General features: G+C 73.1%; 13 protein-coding genes. 11 read left to right on the top strand and 2 right to left on the bottom strand.

Translation table 11 applies throughout. The features are described from left to right. Window positions 1-58: 58 nt before the first annotated feature. On the bottom strand, window positions 59-919 hold the full coding sequence (locus QPJ90_RS08635; protein ID WP_290134014.1) for a UbiA family prenyltransferase: 861 nt from the start codon (window positions 917-919) through the stop codon (window positions 59-61). Further along, window positions 916-1842 (bottom strand): DMT family transporter, encoded by a 927-nt coding sequence (locus tag QPJ90_RS08630; RefSeq protein ID WP_290134012.1) that lies wholly within the window; start codon window positions 1840-1842, stop codon window positions 916-918. Before QPJ90_RS08630 ends, QPJ90_RS08635 begins: the two co-directional genes overlap by 4 nt. 70 nt (window positions 1843-1912) lie before the next feature. Between QPJ90_RS08630 and QPJ90_RS08625 the strand changes: the two genes are divergently transcribed. The 11 genes from QPJ90_RS08625 (at window position 1913) to QPJ90_RS08575 (ending at window position 19274) form a co-directional block, all read left to right on the top strand. Next, window positions 1913-2764, top strand: a complete 852-nt coding sequence (locus QPJ90_RS08625; RefSeq protein ID WP_290134011.1) for a LysR family transcriptional regulator — start codon at window positions 1913-1915, stop codon at window positions 2762-2764. 29 nt (window positions 2765-2793) lie between these two features. Next, complete coding sequence (locus QPJ90_RS08620; protein WP_290134010.1) at window positions 2794-3621, top strand: fructosamine kinase family protein; 828 nt, start codon at window positions 2794-2796, stop codon at window positions 3619-3621. Between the two features lie 82 nt (window positions 3622-3703). After that, window positions 3704-5911 carry a glycosyltransferase family 39 protein gene (locus QPJ90_RS08615; RefSeq protein WP_290134009.1) on the top strand — a complete coding sequence of 736 codons (2208 nt, stop codon included), beginning with the start codon at window positions 3704-3706 and terminating at the stop codon, window positions 5909-5911. 32 nt (window positions 5912-5943) lie between these two features. Continuing rightward, complete coding sequence (locus tag QPJ90_RS08610) at window positions 5944-6663, top strand: response regulator transcription factor (protein ID WP_290134008.1); 720 nt, start codon at window positions 5944-5946, stop codon at window positions 6661-6663. Between the two features lie 5 nt (window positions 6664-6668). Next, window positions 6669-8210 carry a HAMP domain-containing sensor histidine kinase gene (locus QPJ90_RS08605; RefSeq protein ID WP_290134195.1) on the top strand — a complete coding sequence of 514 codons (1542 nt, stop codon included), beginning with the start codon at window positions 6669-6671 and terminating at the stop codon, window positions 8208-8210. 37 nt (window positions 8211-8247) lie between these two features. Further along, window positions 8248-8523, top strand: coding sequence for a hypothetical protein (locus QPJ90_RS08600; protein WP_290134007.1), 276 nt, complete (start codon window positions 8248-8250; stop codon window positions 8521-8523). A gap of 58 nt (window positions 8524-8581) precedes the next feature. Next, a complete protein-coding gene (locus QPJ90_RS08595) occupies window positions 8582-9886 on the top strand; it encodes a bifunctional glycosyltransferase family 2/GtrA family protein (RefSeq protein WP_290134006.1) in 1305 nt (434 codons plus the stop codon). Between the two features lie 400 nt (window positions 9887-10286). Next, window positions 10287-15863 (top strand): glutamate synthase-related protein, encoded by a 5577-nt coding sequence (locus tag QPJ90_RS08590; protein WP_290134005.1) that lies wholly within the window; start codon window positions 10287-10289, stop codon window positions 15861-15863. After that, window positions 15860-17647 carry a sulfite reductase subunit alpha gene (locus QPJ90_RS08585; RefSeq protein WP_290134004.1) on the top strand — a complete coding sequence of 596 codons (1788 nt, stop codon included), beginning with the start codon at window positions 15860-15862 and terminating at the stop codon, window positions 17645-17647. The genes QPJ90_RS08590 and QPJ90_RS08585 overlap by 4 nt, the downstream gene beginning before the upstream one ends. A 214-nt stretch (window positions 17648-17861) precedes the next feature. Continuing rightward, a complete protein-coding gene (locus tag QPJ90_RS08580; protein ID WP_290134003.1) occupies window positions 17862-18206 on the top strand; it encodes a metalloregulator ArsR/SmtB family transcription factor in 345 nt (114 codons plus the stop codon). Between the two features lie 84 nt (window positions 18207-18290). Then, window positions 18291-19274: an SRPBCC family protein gene (locus tag QPJ90_RS08575; protein WP_290134002.1), complete on the top strand. Its 984-nt coding sequence runs from the start codon at window positions 18291-18293 to the stop codon at window positions 19272-19274. Window positions 19275-19312 lie beyond the last annotated feature (38 nt).

Genomic DNA, 19312 nt, shown 5'->3' with positions numbered 1-19312 from the left:
GGGGCCCGCGCTCCGGCGGCACGCCGGCCGGTCAGGCGACCAGCCGCGCCCCGGCCGGTCAGGCGACGAGCCGAGCCCCGGCGACCGCGAGCTCGACGACGAGCACGAGCGACGACGCGATCACCAGCCGGAAGAGCGCGCGCGTCGGCCGACCGGCGAACACGAGCCGCACGCCGACCACCGCCAACACCACCACGACGACCGTCCCGACGACCGCCAGCACGGCAGCACCCCCGCCCGCGGCACCGGCCCCGCCGAGCCGCCCGCCGAGCACCAGCAGCGCCGCGACGACGAGCGCACCGAACGCCAGCACGCCCGCACCGCGCAGCCCGAGGCGGTGCGGGAAGCCCCGGACCCCGGTCGCCGCGTCGTCGAGCAGGTCCGGCAGGACGTTCGTGCAGTGGATCGCGACGCCGAACACCGCACCGGTCGCGATCGCCCACCACGCCGGCCAGGCACCGCCACCGCCGGCCGACACGGCGACGACGGGCAGCAGGCCGAACGCGACGACGAACGGCACGACGGACCAGACGGTGCGCTTGAGCCACGCGTCGTACGCCCAGCCCGCAGCGACGAGGACGACGTGGGCGACGGCCGCGACCGGGCCGAGCAGCACCGACAGCACGACGGCCACGCCGGCCGTGGCGAACGCCGCCGTCCGGACGGTCCCGACGGCGATCAGGCCTCCGGCGACGGGCTTGTCCGTCCGCCCGACCGCGCGGTCACGGTCGGCGTCGATCCAGTCGTTGGCGAGGCCGATCGACAGCTGCCCGGCGACGACCGCGAGTGCGACGAGCACGACCAGCCACACCGGGTGCCCGACGGCCGCGGCGACGACCGTCGCGAGGACCGTCACGGTGACGGTCGGGCCGGGGTGCGACGACGCGAACAGCAGCCGCGCGGTCGAGGGGTGGCTCACCCGGCCGAGCGTACCGACGGTCGACTGCGCGTCGCGTCGGGGTGGCGGCGGCGCAGCACACCGGACGCGAGCGCGATGCCGAGCAGGACCACGAGCCCTCCCACCGGTTCGTTCCAGCGCAGCGGCTCACCGAGCACGAGGACGCCGAGGGCGACCCCGACGACCGGCGTCAGGTACGTCACCGTGGACGCACGTCCCGCGCCCCACGCCCCGACCAGCCGCGTGTTCCAGGCGTAGGCCAGCCCCGTGCCGACCGCGCCGAGCGCGACCATCGAGGCCACGATCCTCCAGTCCAGCCGCACCGGACCGGTGGCGATGACGGGCGCGACCAGCAGCATGAGGACTGCCGCGAGCGCGAGCTGCACCGTGGCGACGGTCGTCGGGTCCTGCCCGCTGCCGACGCCGAACCGGCGCAGCCACGCGAGGCCGATGCCGTACGACGCGGTCATGCCGAGCAGCGCCACCTGACCGGGAACCGTGGCGAGCACCGCCGGGTCGCCGACGAGGTCCCACGGTCCGACGAGGACGAGCACCCCGACGATCCCGAGCACGATGCCACCCAGCTGTCGGCGGCTGAGTCGCTCGGACGGCACGAGGACCGCGAGCGCGAGGAGCGTCATGATCGGCGTCGTCGCGTTGTAGATGCTCGCGAGGCCGGACGGCACCGTCTGCTCCGCCCAGGCCATGAGCGACGACGGCACCGCGTTGAGGAACACCGCCACGACGAGCAGGTGTCCCCACACCCGCGGCTCGCGGGGCCACTTCCGACGAGTCGCGAGCAGCACGACGACGAGGGTGACCGCGCCGAGGACGGTCCGCACGGTGGCGACCTGTTGCGGCGCGAGCCCCTCGAGTCCGATCTTCGCGAAGAAGAAGCTCGAACCCCAGGTGAGGGCGACGAGGACGTAGAGGAGGGCGTTCACGAGGGCTAGCATCGACCACCACCGCACATGTGTCGAACGCATGTGCCTCATGCCACCATGAGGAGGACGCATGACCGTCTCGATCCCCCAACTCCGGGCCTTCACCGCCACGGTCGACGCCGGATCGTTCACCGGCGCCGCCGCTGCCCTCGGCGTCGGACAGTCCGCCGTGTCCCACGCGGTCGCGGGGCTCGAGCGCGAGGTCGGCGGTGCCGTCGTGCACCGCGGCGGCTCCGCCACCGCCACCCCGCTCGGGGAACGCCTGCTCGCCCACGCCCGCAGCGCGGTCGCCTCGATCGACGCCCTGGAGGCAGTGGTCACCCCCGCCACGGCGCGCGGCACCGTGCGGCTCGCCGCGGTCCCCACGGTGTGCCAGGGCCTGCTCCCCCGCCTCCGCGAGCTCTGGGCGGTCACGCTGCCCGACGTCGACGTGCAGGTGTACGAGGGCGACGACGAGGAGATGCCGGAGTGGCTCGAGGGCGGCACCGTCGACGCCGCGGTGCTCGTCGACCCCGCGCCGGTGCCGACCGGTGCCGTGGTCGTCGCGCGGGACGAGATGGCCGCCGTCGTCCGCCGGGACCACCCGCTCGCGAGCCAGACGGCGCTCACGCTCGACGACCTGCACGAGGACGGCCTCGTCGCGGGTGGCGGCGGGTGCGAGGTGCAGATCCAACGGCTGCACGAGCTCGACGGGCAGCCGTTCCGGTGGGCGCACCGGGTACGGGAGATGAACACGATGTTCGGGATGATCCAGCGTGGCGAGGGCGTCTCGATCGTGCCGACGCTCGGACGGAGCATGCTGCCGGACGACCTCGTGATGCTGCCGCTCGAGCGACGGCTCACCCGCACGCTCGTGCTGAGCGGACCGTCGTCGCGGCCGTGGCACCCGCTCGCACAGGCGCTCGTCGACGCGGTCCGGTGACCACCAGCGGCCGCGAGCAGGATGGCGTGATGGCCGAGACCTACGTGAAGACCTTCACCGACCCCGACGAGGCGACCGCGGAGGCCGCCGGGCTGGAGTGGCTCGCCGAGGCCGAGGACGCCGGCGGCACCCGGATCGCCCGGGTCCTCGCGCACCCGGAGCCGCGGGTCCTGCACCTCGAGCAGATCAGCGACGGGGCGCCGACGACGGAGCAGGCCGAGCGCTTCGGCCGGTCGCTCGCCCACACGCACGCGGCCGGCGCTCCGCACTGGGGCGCACCCTCGCCGGGGTTCCCGCAGCAGGGCTCGCTGCGGATGGGTCGGTCACGGACTGCGTTCGTCTCCGCCGCGGACGCCCCGGACACCTGGGGCGAGTTCTTCGCCGAGTACCGGATCCGCGACTACGTGTCGCGCATCGTCGACCAGGGCGGGTTCGACGGCGCCGAGGCCGCGGTGTTCGAGCGGGTGGCCGAGCGCCTCGAGGACGGCGAGTTCGGCGCACCGCAGCCGTCGCTCGTCGGGGACGGTCCCGCGCGGCTGCACGGTGACCTCTGGGCGGGGAACGTGCTCTGGCCGACACCGGGGCAGCCGGTGGACGGCACGACGCCGACGGGCGCCGTGCTCATCGACGCGAACCCGCACGGAGGGCACGCCGAGACCGACCTCGCGCTCCTCGGGCTGTTCGGGCTGCCGCGGCTCGAGACCGTCCTCGCGGCCTACGACGAGGCGTCCCCGCTCGCCGACGGCTGGCAGGACCGCGTGGAGCTGCACCAGCTCGCGCCACTGTTGCTGCACGTCTTCCTGTTCGGCGGGTCGTACACGGGGGCAGCGCTCCGGGCAGCCCGGCGCTACGCCTGACGCGGACCCCTGCCGACAGGTCTTAGGGAGCGCCAAGGCAGTACATCGGCGCGTTCGGGGAACGCCCGGGAACCTCATCGTCATGACCACGTACCCGACCCCCGTGACCGACCGTCGCGAGCGCGCCCACCCCGGGACCACCACCCGGGACCGCCGCCCGCCACTCGCTCGCCTGTTCCTCGGCGAACGAGAGGACGCCCGCTGGCTCCGGCCGGCGTTCTGGGCGCTCCTCGCCCTGACCGCCGTCGTGTACCTGTGGGACCTCAGCATCTCTGGGTACGCGAACAGCTTCTACGCCGCCGCCGTCCAGGCCGGCACGAAGTCGTGGGAGGCGTTCTTCTTCGGCTCCCTCGACTCGTCGAACTTCATCACGGTCGACAAGCCGCCGGCATCGCTGTGGGTGATGGTGCTGTCCGCGCGGCTGTTCGGCTTCTCGTCGTTCATCCTCCTCCTCCCCCAGGCCCTCATGGCCGTCGGGTCGGTCGCGCTCGTCTGGGGCACCGTCCGCCGCACCCTCGCACGTCTCGGGGCGATGACGGCGAACGTCGGGGCCCTGCTCGCCGGGTTCGTCGTCGGGGCCACCCCCGCGGCGGCGCTCATGTTCCGGTTCGACAACCCGGACGCGCTGCTCGTGCTGCTCATGACCGCCGGCGCCTACTGCACCGTGCGGGCACTCCCCCGGGGCAGCTGGCGGTGGATCGCCCTCGCCGGGGTGGCCCTCGGGTTCGCGTTCCTCACGAAGATGCTGCAGGGGCTCCTGGTGCTGCCGGCGTTCGGCCTCGTGTACCTGGTCGCCGCGCGGACCTCGTGGGGTCGTCGTGCGATCGGACTCGGCATCGCGGCGGTCTCGCTCGTGGTCTCGGCCGGTTGGTGGGTCGTCGCCGTGTGGCTCTGGCCCGCGGAGTCCCGCCCCTACATCGGCGGCTCGACGAACAACACCGTGCTCGACCTGGTCTTCGGCTACAACGGCCTCGGTCGCATCTTCGGCGGCTCGGGCAACGGCGGCGGCGGGATGGGCGGCGGGACCGCCGGGTCGTCGTTCGGTGGCTCGACCGGGCTCGACCGGCTGTTCTCGTCCGAGATGGGGCTCGAGATCTCGTGGCTCCTGCCCGCGGCGCTCCTCGCGCTGGTGCTCGGCCTCGTGGTCGTCGGTCGGCGGCACCTCGGTGACCCGGTCCGCGTCGGGCTCGTGCTCTGGGGCGGCTGGCTGCTCGTCACCGGCCTCGTCTTCTCGTACATGTCGGGGACGATCCACCCGTACTACACGGTCGCCCTGGCCCCGGCGATCGCCGGCCTCGTCGGCACCGGCGGCGCCCTCCTCTGGAGCGTGCGCGACCGCGTGATCGGTCGCCTCGGACTCGCGGGCATGGTCGGCATCACCGCGTACTGGGGCTTCTGCCTGCTGAACGAGGACCCGACCTGGCTGCCCTGGCTCCGGTGGGTCGTGCTCGTCGGCGGCCTCCTGTCGACCGCCGCGATCCTCGTCGGCAACGTGCCCACGCTCCGGAAGGCCGTCACCGTGGGCGTCCTCGCCGGCACGCTCTTCGGACTCACCGGGACCACCGCCTACGCCGTCGCCACGACGACCGTCGCGCACTCCGGTTCGATCCCGAGCGTCGGTCCGTCCGGCAGCGGCTCCGGCGGGATGGGCGGCGGCACCGGCGGTGGACAGCCGGGAGGCACGGGAGGCCCCGGCGGATCGGCCTCCGGTTCCGAGAGCGACAGCTCCGACTCCTCGGACGGCTCCCAGCAGGGTCCCGGCGGCACGCCGCCCGGCGGCACCTCGGGCGAAGCGCCCGAGGGCACGACGGGCGAGGCCCCGTCGATGCCGGACGGCACGTCCGGCGACCAGGACGGCACCGGCATCCAGGAGGGATCCGACGGGGCGACCTCCGACGGCGAGTCGGGGACGGGCCTCCAGGCCGGTGGCGGCGCGATGGGTGGCGGAGACGCGTCGACGTCGTCGGCGTTGCAGAAGCTGCTCGAAGCGACCGACACGACCTGGGCCGCCGCGGTCAACGGTTCGCAGTCCGCCGCGCAGCTCGAGCTCGACACCGACACCGCCGTCATGGCGATCGGTGGCTGGTCGAGCGACCCGACGCCGACGCTCGCCGAGTTCAAGGCGTACGTCGCCGAGGGCAAGATCCCGTACTACATCTCCTCCGGGACCGGAGGCGGGATGGGAGGCGGCTCCTCCACCGCCTCGGCGATCCAGGAGTGGGTCGCGGCGAACTACAGCAGCACGACGGTCGGCGGGTCGACGGTCTACGACCTGAGCGCCGCGAAGTGATGCACGACGAGGGCGCGGATAGGCTCGCCGACATGGCCGGCACCCCGCTGCAGCGCACGGACGGCACGCCCGTCCGCGCCCTCGTCGTCGACGACGAGCACGCGCTCGCGGACGCCGTCGCCCTCGCGTTCGCGGGCGACGGCTGGGCCGTGCGCGCCGTGCACCGCGGACGGGACGTCCTGTTCGCCGCGCGGGAGTTCCAGCCGGACGTCATCGTGCTCGACGTCATGCTGCCGGACATCGACGGGTTCGAGGTGCTCGAACGGCTCCGCGACGCCCGGGACGACGTCCGCGTCCTGTTCCTCACCGCGCGGGACGCCCCCGAGGACCGGCTCGCCGGGCTCACGGGCGGCGGTGACGACTACCTGACCAAGCCGTTCGGCATCGAAGAGCTGCTCGTGCGGGCACGCATCCTCGCCCGGACCTCGGCTCGGGTCGCGGCAGCCGGACCGGCCGGGATCGTCGTCGGCGACCTGCGCCTCGACGAGGACGCCCGGAGTGTGACCCGGGACGGCGACCCGCTCGAACTGACGCCGACGGAGTACGAGCTGCTGCGGCACCTCGCCCGGAACGCGAACCGCGTGCTGTCGCGGGAGCAGATCCTCGCGAGCGTGTGGGGCATGGACTTCGGGGCGTCGTCGAACCTCGTGGACATGTACGTGTCGTACCTCCGCAAGAAGCTCGACGCCGGCCGGGAGCCGATGCTGCAGACCGTCCGTGGGGCCGGGTACGTGCTCCGCCCGACGACGTGAGCCGGATGCGTCGGCCGGGTGCCGACCGGGCGGGTGCCGTGCGGGCGGGTGCCGTGCGGGCGCCCTCGCTGCGGTGGCGGATCGTCGGGGCGGTCGCGCTGCTGCTCGTCGTCACGAACGTCGTGGTCGGGGCGGTCACCGTCGTGGCGTTCCGGGAGTACCTCGTGGGGCGGCTGGACGCGGAGCTCGCCACGGCAGCGGGGCGGGTCGTGGGGGACGGCAGGCCGCCGGGGTCGGGGTCGGGGTCGTCGGGGTCGGGCTCGTCCGGCGGTTCCGCCGGGCAGCCGGACCCGGACAACGAGTTCATCGGTGCGCCGGGGCAGGCCGCCGGGACGGTCGTGGCCGTCCTCCGTTCGGGGTCCACCGTGCTCGCCGGCTACACCGACAGCGAGGGTCGGCAGCACGGGCTCACGGCCGCGCAGGAGCGCACACTGTCGGCGATCGACCGCGACGGCACGCCCGTCACGGTGCAGCTCGGAGCGCTCGGCGCCTACCGGGCGCAGGCCGTCGGCAGCGGCGGGGATGTCTTCGTCACGGCGCTCCCCCTCGGGGCGCTCGACTCGACCATCACCCGCCTCGTCCTGGTCTTCGGCGGCGTCACCCTGCTCGGGCTCCTCGTCGCCGCGTGGGCCCTCGCACTCACCGTCCGACGGGCGCTGCGGCCGCTCGAACACGTCGCCGGCGTCGCCTCCGACGTCGCCGCACTCGACCTCGAACACGGCGAGACCGACATCACCGCCCGGGTGGGCGCGGCCGACCTCACCGCGAACCGCGAGGTCGGGCAGGTCGGCACCGCGCTCAACCGCCTGCTCGGCCACGTCGGTCAGGCACTCACCGTCCGCCGCGAGGCCGAGTCCGGCATGCGGACCTTCGTCGCCGACGCCTCCCACGAGCTCCGCACGCCGATCGCCACCGTCCGGGCCTACGCCGAGCTCTCGACGAGCTCGACCGACCTCGACGCGGTGCACGCGAACGTCGGCCGGATCGCGACCGAGGCCGTCCGGATGGGTGACCTCGTCGAGGAACTGCTGCTGCTCGCACGGCTGGACGCCCGCGCGCTCGCCGGGACCCCGCCGCTCGTCGTCGACACGGTCGACCTGACCTCGATCGTGGTCGAGGCGACGATGGACGCACGCACGACCAACCCGGACCACCGCTGGACGCTCGAGGTCGACGACGAGCCCGTGACCGTGGACGGCGACGCGGCGCAGCTCCGGCGACTCGTGCGGAACCTGCTCTCGAACGCGGCGCAGCACACGCCGAGCGGATCGGCCGTCGTGGTCTCCCTGCGGCGTGTGCCGGGAGCGCCCCGGCCCTCCGTCCGACTCGTCGTCGCGAACGACGGGCCGCCGATCGATCCGGCGCTCCTGCCGAACCTGTTCGACCGCTTCACGCGCGGCGAGGCCTCACGATCGCGAGAGCACGGCACGAGCGGCCTCGGTCTGGCGATCGTGCGGGCGGTGACCGCGGCCCACGACGGGACGGTCCGTGTGGTGTCCGAGCCGGGGCGCACAGCGTTCACCGTGGAGTTGCCCGCGACGTCCTGAGCCGTTCCGGTACGCTGCGGGCGACGAAGGGGGCGCCATGCCGGACGACTACACCCGACTCCCGGAGAGCCCGCGCCCCGAGGACCTCGTGGTCGAGGTCCCGGCGTTCGAGGACGACCGCCCGCAGCCGGAGCCCGAGCCGCCAGCGGCAGCACCGGAGCTCGTCGCCGCGACGCGGTTCGCCCAGACCTCGCACGCGGCGCCGACGATCCGGCGGACGCAGGTGCGCGCCGGGCTGTGGATCGCGGGCGTGCCGATCGTCGTGCTCGCGCTGATCGCCGTGGTGCAGGTCCTCGCCGGCGTCGTCGACTGATCGCCCGGATGCCCGCGCGGCGTTCTTAGGGCCGCCACAGGGTCCTGCAGCGGGGCGCATGAGCCGGCTGCCGAACCTGATCGGCATGACGGAGACGAACCAGCCCCTCGACATCGACATCGTCGTCCCCTGCCACAACGAGCAGGACACGCTCGCCGCGCACGTCCGCCGGCTCCACACCTTCTGCCGCACCTCGCTGCACCACACGTGGCGCATCACCATCGCGGACAACGCCTCGACCGACGACACCGCCCGCATCGCCGACGACCTCGCCGCGATGCTCCCCGAGGTCCGCGCGGTGCACCTGCCCCTGAAGGGTCGCGGCCGGGCACTCAAGGCGGTGTGGGGCACGTCCGAGGCGCAGGTGCTCGTCTACGTCGACGAGGACCTCTCGACCGACCTCGCCGCGCTCGAGCCACTCGTCGCACCGCTGCTCTCCGGACACTCGGACCTGGCGATCGGCACGCGGCTCGCGGGGTCGTCGCGGGTGGTCCGGGGCGGGAAGCGCGAGTTCATCTCCCGCTCGTACAACCTGCTGCTGCGCACGACGATGAGCGTCGGGTTCTCGGACGCGCAGTGCGGGTTCAAGGCCGTCACCCGCGAGGCCGCGCAGCACCTCCTGCCGCTCTGCGAGGACGACGCGTGGTTCTTCGACACGGAGCTCCTGGTGCTCGCCGAGCACGCCGGGCTCCGCGTGCACGAGGTCCCGGTCGACTGGGTCGACGACGTCAACTCCTCGGTGCACATCGCCTCGACGGCGACGGAGGACCTCAAGGGGATGTGGCGGGTGTCACGGGGCCTCGCGACCGGACGCATCGCGGTCGCCCCGGTCTACGACGCGATCGGCCGCCGTCCGTTCACACCGCCGCACGTCGGGATCGTCGGGCAGGTCCTGCGCTTCGGTGCCATCGGTGTCCTGTCGACGGTCGCGTTCGCGGTGCTCTACGCGCTGTTCCGGCCGGCGATCGGGGCGCAGACGGCCGACTTCACCGCGCTGCTGCTGACCGCGATCGGCAACACCGCGCTCAACCGGCGCTTCACGTTCGGGGTCCGAGGCCGGGCGGGCGCCGGGATGCACCACGTGCAGGGGCTCGTCGTGTTCGGCATCGCATGGGCCATCACCGCGGGGTCGCTCGTCGTCCTGCACGCGACCACCCCGGACGCCACGCACGGGACGGAGATCGTGGTCCTCACTGCGGCGAACCTCGTCGCGACGCTCGTGCGGTTCGTGTTGTTCAAGGCGTGGGTGTTCCGCTCCCGTCGGCGCCCCGAGCTCATCCGCCCCGGTACCACGCCGGCGGCGGACGCGTCCACGGAGGCACGCACCGAGCCGATCCCGGTCGACGAGCACCGCGCGGCCTGAGCGGCGCGGAGCGCGCCGCACAACCGAAGGCACCTCGAACCACGGAGATCCGCGGCGCGAGGTGCCTTCGGTTGTGCGAACGTTAACCGCACCACGCACCGTGCCACGCGCCACGCGCCGCGCCCGCGCCACGCGCCGCGCCCGCGCGCCGCGCATCGCAACGCACGCCGCGCCCCGAGCGCCCGCGCACCGGGCCGGACGCGACTGCCGGAGCCGCGTCGCGCCTCCCGTCCGGCCGGTCTGTTGCGTCGGCGGTATACCAACCCGTAGCATCACCTCACCGCACCACAACCCCACAGGGCCCGACCGTCACCACCCGACGGCCTGCCCGCGGCGAGCGCTCCGAGGATGCAGCGTGGCCGTCCGCTGCCTGTCGGCACACGCTCCACTGGACCCGCACGTGAACCACTCCTCCTTCGGTCTGTACGACCCTGCCCGCGAATCGAGCGATTGCGGCGTCGGCTTCATCACCCGTCTCGACGGCACGCCGACCCACGACGTGATCCGCAAGGGCGACGAAGCGCTCTGCTCGATCCCGCACCGCGGCGGCAAGTCCGCCGAGGGCGTCGGCGACGGCGCGGGCGTGAGCATCGACCTGTCGGTGGAGTTCTTCAGCGCGATCACCGGCGAGGCACTGCGCGCCGGCCACTTCGGTGTCGCGAACTGCTTCGTGCCGGGCGACACCACGCCGGCCGGCGCCGCCGAGCGCACCGCCGCCGTGCAGATCGTGACCGACGCGATCGAGCACGAGGGCTTCGAGCTCCTGCTCGTCCGCGACGTCCCGGTGGACCACTCGGTCGCCCGGCCCGAGGCCGAGCAGTACCAGCTGCCGATCGTGCAGTGGGTGTTCCGTGCGCCCTCGTCGTGGGAGCGCTCGGAGGTCGACGCCGCGGCGAACCGGGCGCTCCTCGCCGTCGAGCGCGTCTCGTACACGCAGGCCGCCGAGGCGCACGCCCCGCACGCCGCCCTGTACCCGCTGTCGCTCAGCGCCCGGACCCAGATCCTCAAGGGCCGGCTGAACTCGGGCGAGGTCATCTCGTACTTCCGCGACCTCACGGACCCGCGGCACTCGGTGCGGACGCTCTACTTCCACACGCGGTTCTCGACGAACACCGAGCCGCACCCGACGATGGCGCAGCCGTTCCGCCTCATGGCGCACAACGGCGAGCTGAACACCGACCGGAAGAACCGCCTGTCGGACGAGGCGCTCGCGCGCGCCCGTACCCGGAGCATCGTGCGTCCGCCGGGGCAGTCGGACTCGAGCCGGCTCGACCAGACGCTGCAGAGCCGGGTGTTCGACGACGGCCTGGACATCGTCGAGGCCGTGGTGTCGCTCATGCCGCCGGCGTGGGAGAACGACCGGACGCTGTCGTCCGACGTGCGGGACATGCTCGAGTACTTCTCGCTGTACGAGGAGAAGAACGACGGCCCGGCCGCCGTGATCTTCAGCGACGGCGACGTCGTGGGCGCTCGGCTCGACCGGCTCGGGCTCCGCCCGCTGCGCACGGTGCAGACCGACGAGTACCTGATGGTGGCGTCCGAGGCGGGCCAGGTCACCTTCGAGCCCGAGGGCGTCGTGCACCGGGGCCGGATCGAGGCGGGCGGCATGCTCGTCGTCGACCACCGCACCGGGTCGCTCATGCGCTCGGACGACGTGCTGCGGATGCTCGCCGGCCGCCGCGACTACGGCAGCCTGCTCGACGCGGCGCGCGTGAACCTCGACGACCTGCCGGCACCGGACTACCGGCGCGGGACGACGACCCTGGGCTACGACGGCGACCTGTCGCTCGCGGGCCGCTACGTGGCGTACTCGCTGAACCAGGAGAGCTTCCGGTTCATGCTCGACCCGATGCTCGCGAACGGGTCGGAGCGGATCTCGGCGATGGGCTACGGCAACGCCATCAACGCGCTCAGCGACACCGAGGGCGGCATGGCGAAGTACTTCTCGCAGCGCTTCGCACAGGTGACGAACCCACCGCTCGACTCGATCCGCGAGGCCGACGGCATGTCGATGCGCGTCGCCCTGGGCAGCAAGCCCGACGGGACGGGCAGTGGCGACGGGACGCCGACCCGACAGCTCGTCGTGCAGTCCCCCGTGCTCGGGCACCTCGACATGGTGCGCCTCCGCGACCAGGACATCGTGCCGCTTGAGCGCTTCGACATGCTCTACGTACCGGTCCTCGGGGACGAGCAGGCGAACGCGGACGCCGTGCGCGCCGCCACCGAGGAGCTCGCGGACGCCGTCGCCGCGTTCGCCGAGCGCGCGGGCGGCATCGCGGTCCTCACCGACCGCAGTGTCTCGTCGACGCATGCTGCCCTCCCCGTGATCCTCGCCGTGGCCGCGGTCAACCAGCGACTCATCGAGACCGGGCTGCGGCTGCGGGTCTCGATCGTCGCCGAGTCCGGTCAGCTGCCATCGTCACACCACGTCGCGACGGCCCTGGGCTTCGGGGCGTCGGCTGTGTACAGCCTGTCGGCACGGCTCCGTGCGGAGGAGAAGTACCCCGCCGAGGCTGCCCCGGCCGGCGAGTACACCGCGACCGACCTCGCCCTGAAGCGCTTCCGGAAGGCCGCCGAGAAGGCCCTCGCGAAGACCATGGGCCGCGTCGGCCTGTGCACCGCGGAGAGCTACATCGGCGGCGAGTTCTTCGAGCCGAACTACCTCGACACCGGCGACGACCTGTTCGCCCGGGTCTTCCCGCACATGGACGCTCCGGTCGGCGGTGTCGGCTTCGCCCGCATCGCGCAGGCCGCGACGGACTGGCACGAGCGCGCCCGGAGCGTCGCGACCGAGGGCCAGGTGCCGCTGCTCGGCCTCTTCAAGGAGCGCTCGGACGGCGCCGGACACTCGTTCGGCGTCGCGAGCGTCCGCGGCTTCGGCGGCATGACCGAGGAGCGTCCCGCGTTCGAGCGCTCCGGCGACTCCGACGCGCTCCGGCTGCTCACGCTCGGGCAGCTCGACGACTCGTTCGGCATCACGGACGCCGCGTACCGGAACACCGGGTACGACCGGCTGAGCGACGCCGAGATCGACGCGCACCGGGTCACGCCCGGCTACGTGTCGTTCCTGCAGACCACGCACGACGAGCGGTCGCGTCGCCCCGCGGCACTCCGGGACGTGCTCGCGCTCCCCGCGGACGTCACGGGCATCGACGAGGCGGAGGACTTCGCCCGCGAGCTCGGCCGCTTCGCGACGCGCGGGAACGCCAGCATCACGGTGCGCGGCCTCGCCGGCTCGCGTGACGACGCCGCGGGACTGCCGGGAGGCACGACGCGCTTCCGCCTGCAGCTCACCTCGACCGGGTCGACGGGTGCGCTCCGCCACCAGGCACTCGCGGACGGGCTCGCCCTCCTGCACCCCGGCCTGGTCGACGTCGACGCCGTCGCCGACGACCAGGTGACGCTGCGCGCCACCGGCGCAGCCGCCGACCTGCTCGGACTCCTCCAGCAGGCCCCGGCGAGCGTCGACGTGGCCGAGGTCCAGCCGGCGCACGAGATCACCCGCACACTCGCGTCCGGCGCGATGAGCCACGGTGCGCTCGTCGCCACCGCGCACGAGGCGGTTGCGCACGGCACGAACATGGTCGGCGGGATGTCGAACTCGGGCGAGGGCGGCGAGCACCACTCCCGCTACGGCACGATCCGCGGCTCGCGCATCAAGCAGTTCGCGTCCGGTCGGTTCGGCATCTGGGCGGGCTACCTCGCCGACCCGATGCTCGAGGAACTCGAGATCAAGATCGGCCAGGGCGCCAAGCCCGGCGAGGGCGGGCAGCTCCCCGCACCGAAGGTCACGGTGGACATCGCCGCGGCCCGGGGTGGCACGCCCGGCGTCGAGCTCATCTCGCCGCCGCCGCACCACGACACGTACTCGATCGAGGACCTCGCGCAGCTCATCCACGACTGCAAGGCCGCCCGGGTCCGGGTGATCGTGAAGCTCGTGTCCTCGGAGGGCATCGGGACGATCGCGGTCGGCGTCGCGAAGGCCGGCGCGGACGTCATCAACGTCGCGGGGAACACCGGCGGGACCGGTGCCGCCGCGGTCACGAGCCTGAAGTACGCCGGGCGTTCGGCGGAGATCGGCGTGGCCGAGGTCCACCAGGCCCTCGTCGTGAACGGCCTCCGCCAGAAGGTCACGCTCCGATGCTCGGGTGCGCACCAGACCGGCTCCGACGTCGTCACGAGTGCGCTGCTCGGCGGGGACTCGTTCGAGTTCGGCACGACGGCGCTGATGATGCTCGGCTGCGTCATGGCGAAGAACTGCAACGTGAAGTGCCCGGCGGGCCTCACCACGAACGCCGAGGCGTTCGAGGGCGACCCGCGTGCGCTCGCGCAGTACCTGCTCAACATCGCCCACGACGTGCGGCAGATCCTCGCCCGCCTCGGCCTGCGCTCCCTGCGCGAGGCCCGCGGGCGCACCGACCTGCTGCAGCTCCTCGACCACCCGGCGAGCGTCGGTCGGCTCGACGTCCGGAACCTGCTCGCGCAGGTGCCGGAGAAGGTCGTCACGGACCCGGAGTACCTCGAGAAGGGCTTCCGGACCGACGACTCCCTCATCGAGCAGGTGCGTGCAGCGCTCATCGACGGCCACGACCACGCCCTGACCGTGGACGGCATCGCGTTGGGCAACGCCGACAAGTCCGTCGGCGGGCAGCTCGGCATCGACGTCGAGCGCATCCTCAACCACGAGCTGCGCGGCGTCGACCTGTCGGCGCACCCCGCGATCACCACCGACGACCGCGGTCGCCGACGCCTCGTCGACGGTGCCCTGACGATCCGCACGAGCGGGTCCGCGGGGCAGTCCTACGGCGTCTTCACGAACGACGGCACGACGCTCGAGCACGTCGGCACCGCGAACGACGGCGTCGGCAAGAGCCAGTCCGGTGGTCGGATCGTCGTCCGGGCGCCCGGCGGCGGCAGCGTCGAGCGCGGCGGGAACGTCCTCGTCGGCAACTTCGCCCTGTTCGGCGCCACGGGTGGCCGCACGTTCGTCGAGGGTGAGGCGGGCGACCGCTTCGCCGTCCGCAACTCCGGCGCGACCGCGGTCGTCGAGGGCGTCGGCGACTTCGGCTGCGAGTACATGACCGGCGGTGCCGTGTTCAACCTCGGTGCGTACGGCAAGGGGCTCGGCAACGGCATGTCCGGCGGCTTCCTGTACCAGTACGACCCGTCGGGCGCGGTGACCGAGCGGGCGAGCACCGACTCGCTCCTCGTGTTCCCCGTCACCGAGACCGAGCGCGGTGCGTTCCACGAGGCCGCTGCGAAGCTCCTGCTCGAGTGGCACCTCGAGGCCACGGGCTCACCGCTGGCCGCGCGGCTGCTCGACGAGTGGGAGACCACCCGTGCGCACGTGTACGTCGGCATGCCCCGCGCGCTCCTGCTCAGCCAGGACGCCGACGAGATCCTCGCCGCCGCGACCCGTCCGGAGCTCCTCGACGAGCTCGCGAACTCCGTGGCGACCGACAAGCTCCGCGCGTTCAAGGTCGACTACCGCGACCAGCGCACCGTGCTCGACGGTCGTGCCCCGGCGCTCGGCGACCAGGGCGAGGACATGTTCTCGCTGCTCTCGTCGTACACCGTGCTCGGGGTCGCCCAGGACGTCGCGCAGGAGCGGGTACCGGGCGCCGGTGCGTCCGACCCGCGCGTGACCGAGGCCGTGAAGAACCTCATCCTGACCGAGGACTTCCAGGTCAAGCAGCGCGTCGTGAAGTACCTGCGCGGGACGTTCGACCGGTTCGCCGACGACGAGCTCGCGACCCTCATCGCCGTGAAGCGGCTCGACGACTCGAAGCGTGCGCTCGCGCAGCGGAACAACCGGAGCACGGACATGCCGGGCACCACGGGGTGGATCATGCACCAGAACGCCAAGAACGCCGGACGCGTCCGGGCTGCCCGCTTCGACGAGCTGCTCGCGAACGCCGCGCTCGAGGACATCGCCGGCCGCGCCCCGCAGGCCCCGACCGAGGCGGTGTCGGCATGACCACGCTCCCGCCCACCGGGCAGCTGATCCCGGTCGACGCCCCGTTCTCCGCAGCGCAGGAGTCCTGGCTGGCGGGCTTCATCGCGGGCATCGCCGCCGCGGGCAAGCGTGCGGCCGGTGGTGCCCCGACGACGACGATCGACGTGCTGTTCGGCACGCAGACGGGCAACGCCGAGTTCCTCGCGGACGAGCTCGTCGCCGGCGCGAAGGCCCGCGGGCTCGGCGGCCGGGCGACCCCGCTCGACGCCGTCACGCCGGAGCAGCTCGCCGGGATGTCACACGTCCTCGTGGTCACCTCGACGTACGGCGAGGGCGAGATGCCCGACAACGCCGGACTGTTCTGGGACGCGATCCAGGCGTCGACGGTCCCGCGGCTCGAGAGCCTGCAGTACGCGGTCCTCGGTCTGGGCGACACGAGCTACGACGAGTTCTGCCAGGCCGGCAAGCTCCTCGACACCCGCTTCGAGCAGCTCGGCGCGACCCGCATCCACGACCGCGTGGACTGCGACGTCGACTTCGAGGACCCGGCCGCCCTCTGGAGTGCCGCGGTGCTCGACCGCCTGGCCGCCGAGGCCGGCGCACAGCCGGCCGCTGGTGGCCCCGCCGCCGGGGCGACCACCGGGTCCGCCGCAGCCGACGGGGCGGGCGCGAGCCGTGCCTCCCGGCCGGGTTCCCAGTGGAACAAGCGCAACCCGTACCGCGCACCGCTCGTCGTCAACCGCCTGCTCTCCTCGCCGCGCAGCGCGAAGGAGATCCGGCACTTCGAGTTCGACCTCGGCGACTCGGGCATCGAGTACGCCGCCGGCGACGCGCTCGCGGTGGTGCCGCACAACGACCCGGCGCTCGTCGACCAGCTGCTCGGACACCTCGGGGCGGACGGCTCCGCGGACTTCGACGGGCGGCCGCTCGCCGAGGTGCTGCGGCTCGACCGCGAGATCCGCACGCCGTCGAAGGACCTCGTGGCCGACCTCGTGCAGCGTGCTCCCGCGTCGGAGCTCGCGGCCGTCGTGTCGCACGGTGACAAGCACGAGCTCGACCGGTGGCTCTGGGGGCGGGACGTCCTCGACCTCCTGCGCGACGCCGGGAGCGCGGCGCCGACGATGGAGGAGCTGCTGCCGAACCTCCGCGGGCTGCAGGCTCGGCAGTACTCGATCTCGTCGAGCCCGCTCGCGCACGAGGGCCGCGTCCACCTCACGATCGCGTCCGTCCGCTACGGCGACGTGCACCGCTCCCACGCGGGTGTCGCGTCCACCTACCTGGCCGACCGCGTGCAGGCCGACGGCGAGGTCGACGTGTACCTCCAGCCGAACGCCGCGTTCGGGGTGCCCGCCGACGGCGACGCCCCGGTGGTCATGATCGGCCCGGGCACCGGCATCGCACCGTTCCGCGGGTTCCTGCACGAGCGCGCCGCCGCCGGGGCGACCGGCCGCAACTGGCTGTTCTTCGGCGACCAGCACCGCGACACCGACTTCGTGTACGAGGACGAGCTCACGGACCTGCAGGAGCGGGGCGTGCTCACCCGGGTCGACCTCGCGTTCTCGCGCGACCAAGCCGAGAAGGTCTACGTGCAGACGCGGATGCGGGAGCAGGCGGCGGAGCTGTACCGGTGGCTCGAGGACGGTGCGTTCGTGTACGTGTGCGGCGATGCCTCGCGGATGGCGAAGGACGTCGAGCAGGCGTTGCTCGACGTCATCGCGGAGCAGCGCGGACGCGGGGCGGACGACGCCGCCGCGTACGTGGCCGACCTGCGGCGCGCGAAGCGCTACGTGCGCGACGTGTACTGAGGCGCGGCGCCCGGCGCGGGGCGCGGGGCGCGGGGCGCTCGGGGCCTGGGGCGGGGCACGCGGTGACGCTCGTCGCGAGTCGCCCTGCACACGGGGACCGCGAAAGCGACAGACGGGCAGGAAGCGCGCTCGACCGGACCGCGGAAGCGACAGATCCCGGGGCCGCCCACGCACCCCTTGCGCAGTGCGCGCAGCCGGCGTAACGTGCAACCAGATGGTTGTACGACCCGAACTCACCGACGCCGAGGTCGACCGCGTGTTCCACGCGCTCGCCGACGCCACGAGACGGGACATCGTGCGGCGGACCCTCGCCGACGGTGTCACGGTCTCGGTCCTCGCAGCGGCCTACGACATGTCGTTCGCCGCCGTGCAGAAACACGTCACCGTCCTCGAGGGAGCAGGACTCGTGACCAAGGAACCCCGCGGGCGCGTCCGCATCGTGCGCGCCGACCCCGAGCAGCTCGACCGTGTGCGCGGCCTGCTCGAGGAGTACGGCCGGCTCTGGCACGGCCGCATCGACCGACTCGACACCCTGCTGGCGAGCGACGACGAGCGCTGACGCACAGCAACGACGAACACCAGCACGACCACGACCACGACCACGACCACGACCTGCGACCACCGGACTCGACGAGGAGCCACCATGCCCGTGACCAGCGTCCACACCGACCCGGAAGCCCTGACGACCACGCTCGTCGCGGACTTCCCCGTCCCGGTCGAACGACTCTGGGGAGCGTTCACCGACCCCCGGCAGCTCGAACGGTTCTGGGGCCCGCCGAGCTTCCCCGCCACGTTCTCGGAGTTCGACCTCCGTCCCGGCGGCCGCGCCCGCTACGACATGACCGGTCCGGACGGCGAGACCTACCGGTCCGTGTGGCTCGTGCACACCGTGGAGGAACCGGTCCGTCTGACGTTCGACGACCTGTTCGCCACCGAGGACGGTGAGGTCGACCCCACGCAGCCGACGAGCACGAGTGTCCTGGACTTCGAGTCGACCGACACCGGCTCCCGCGTGCGGATCACCACGACGTTCCCGGACGCCGGAGCCCTCGAGACCCTCCTCGCGATGGGCATGGAGCAGGGCTACACCGAGGCGTTCGGGCAGCTCGACCGGGTGCTCGCGGACCTCCGGGAGTACGCGCTCGGGAAGGGCGTCGTCACCGAGGTCCTCGACGACACCCACGTCCGCTTCACCCGCGCGTTCGAGGCCCCGCGACACGTGCTCTGGCGCGCGCACACCGAGCCGGAGCTCGTGCGCCGGTGGCTGCTCGGCCCGGACGGCTGGGAGATGACGGTCTGCGAGAACGACCTCCGGCCGGGCGGACGGTACCGGCAGGCCTGGGCGCCCGTCGGGGACACCGAGGGCGAGCCGTTCGGTTTCGAGGGTGAGAACACCCTCGTCCAGCCCGAGCACCGTCTGGTCAGCACCGAGGCGATGACCGGGGCTCCGTACCCGCCGAACACGAACGACCTCACGCTCGACGAGGTGGACGGCGCGACGCTCCTGACCCTGCTCGTCACCTACCCGAGCGTCGAGCAGCGGGACGCGATCCTCGCGACCGGCATGACCGACGGCATGGAGGCGAGCTACCAGCGTCTGGAGCGCGAGGTGCTCGCGACGGCGTGACCGGTCGCGTCACGGCGTGACCCGGTGACGGCCGGGAG

Origin of the sequence: Curtobacterium sp. 458, assembly GCF_030406605.1 — a bacterium.
Classification (GTDB): Bacteria; Actinomycetota; Actinomycetes; order Actinomycetales; family Microbacteriaceae; genus Curtobacterium.
Note: the sequence above shows the minus strand (reverse complement) of the source record. Positions and strands in the feature narration are given on the sequence as shown.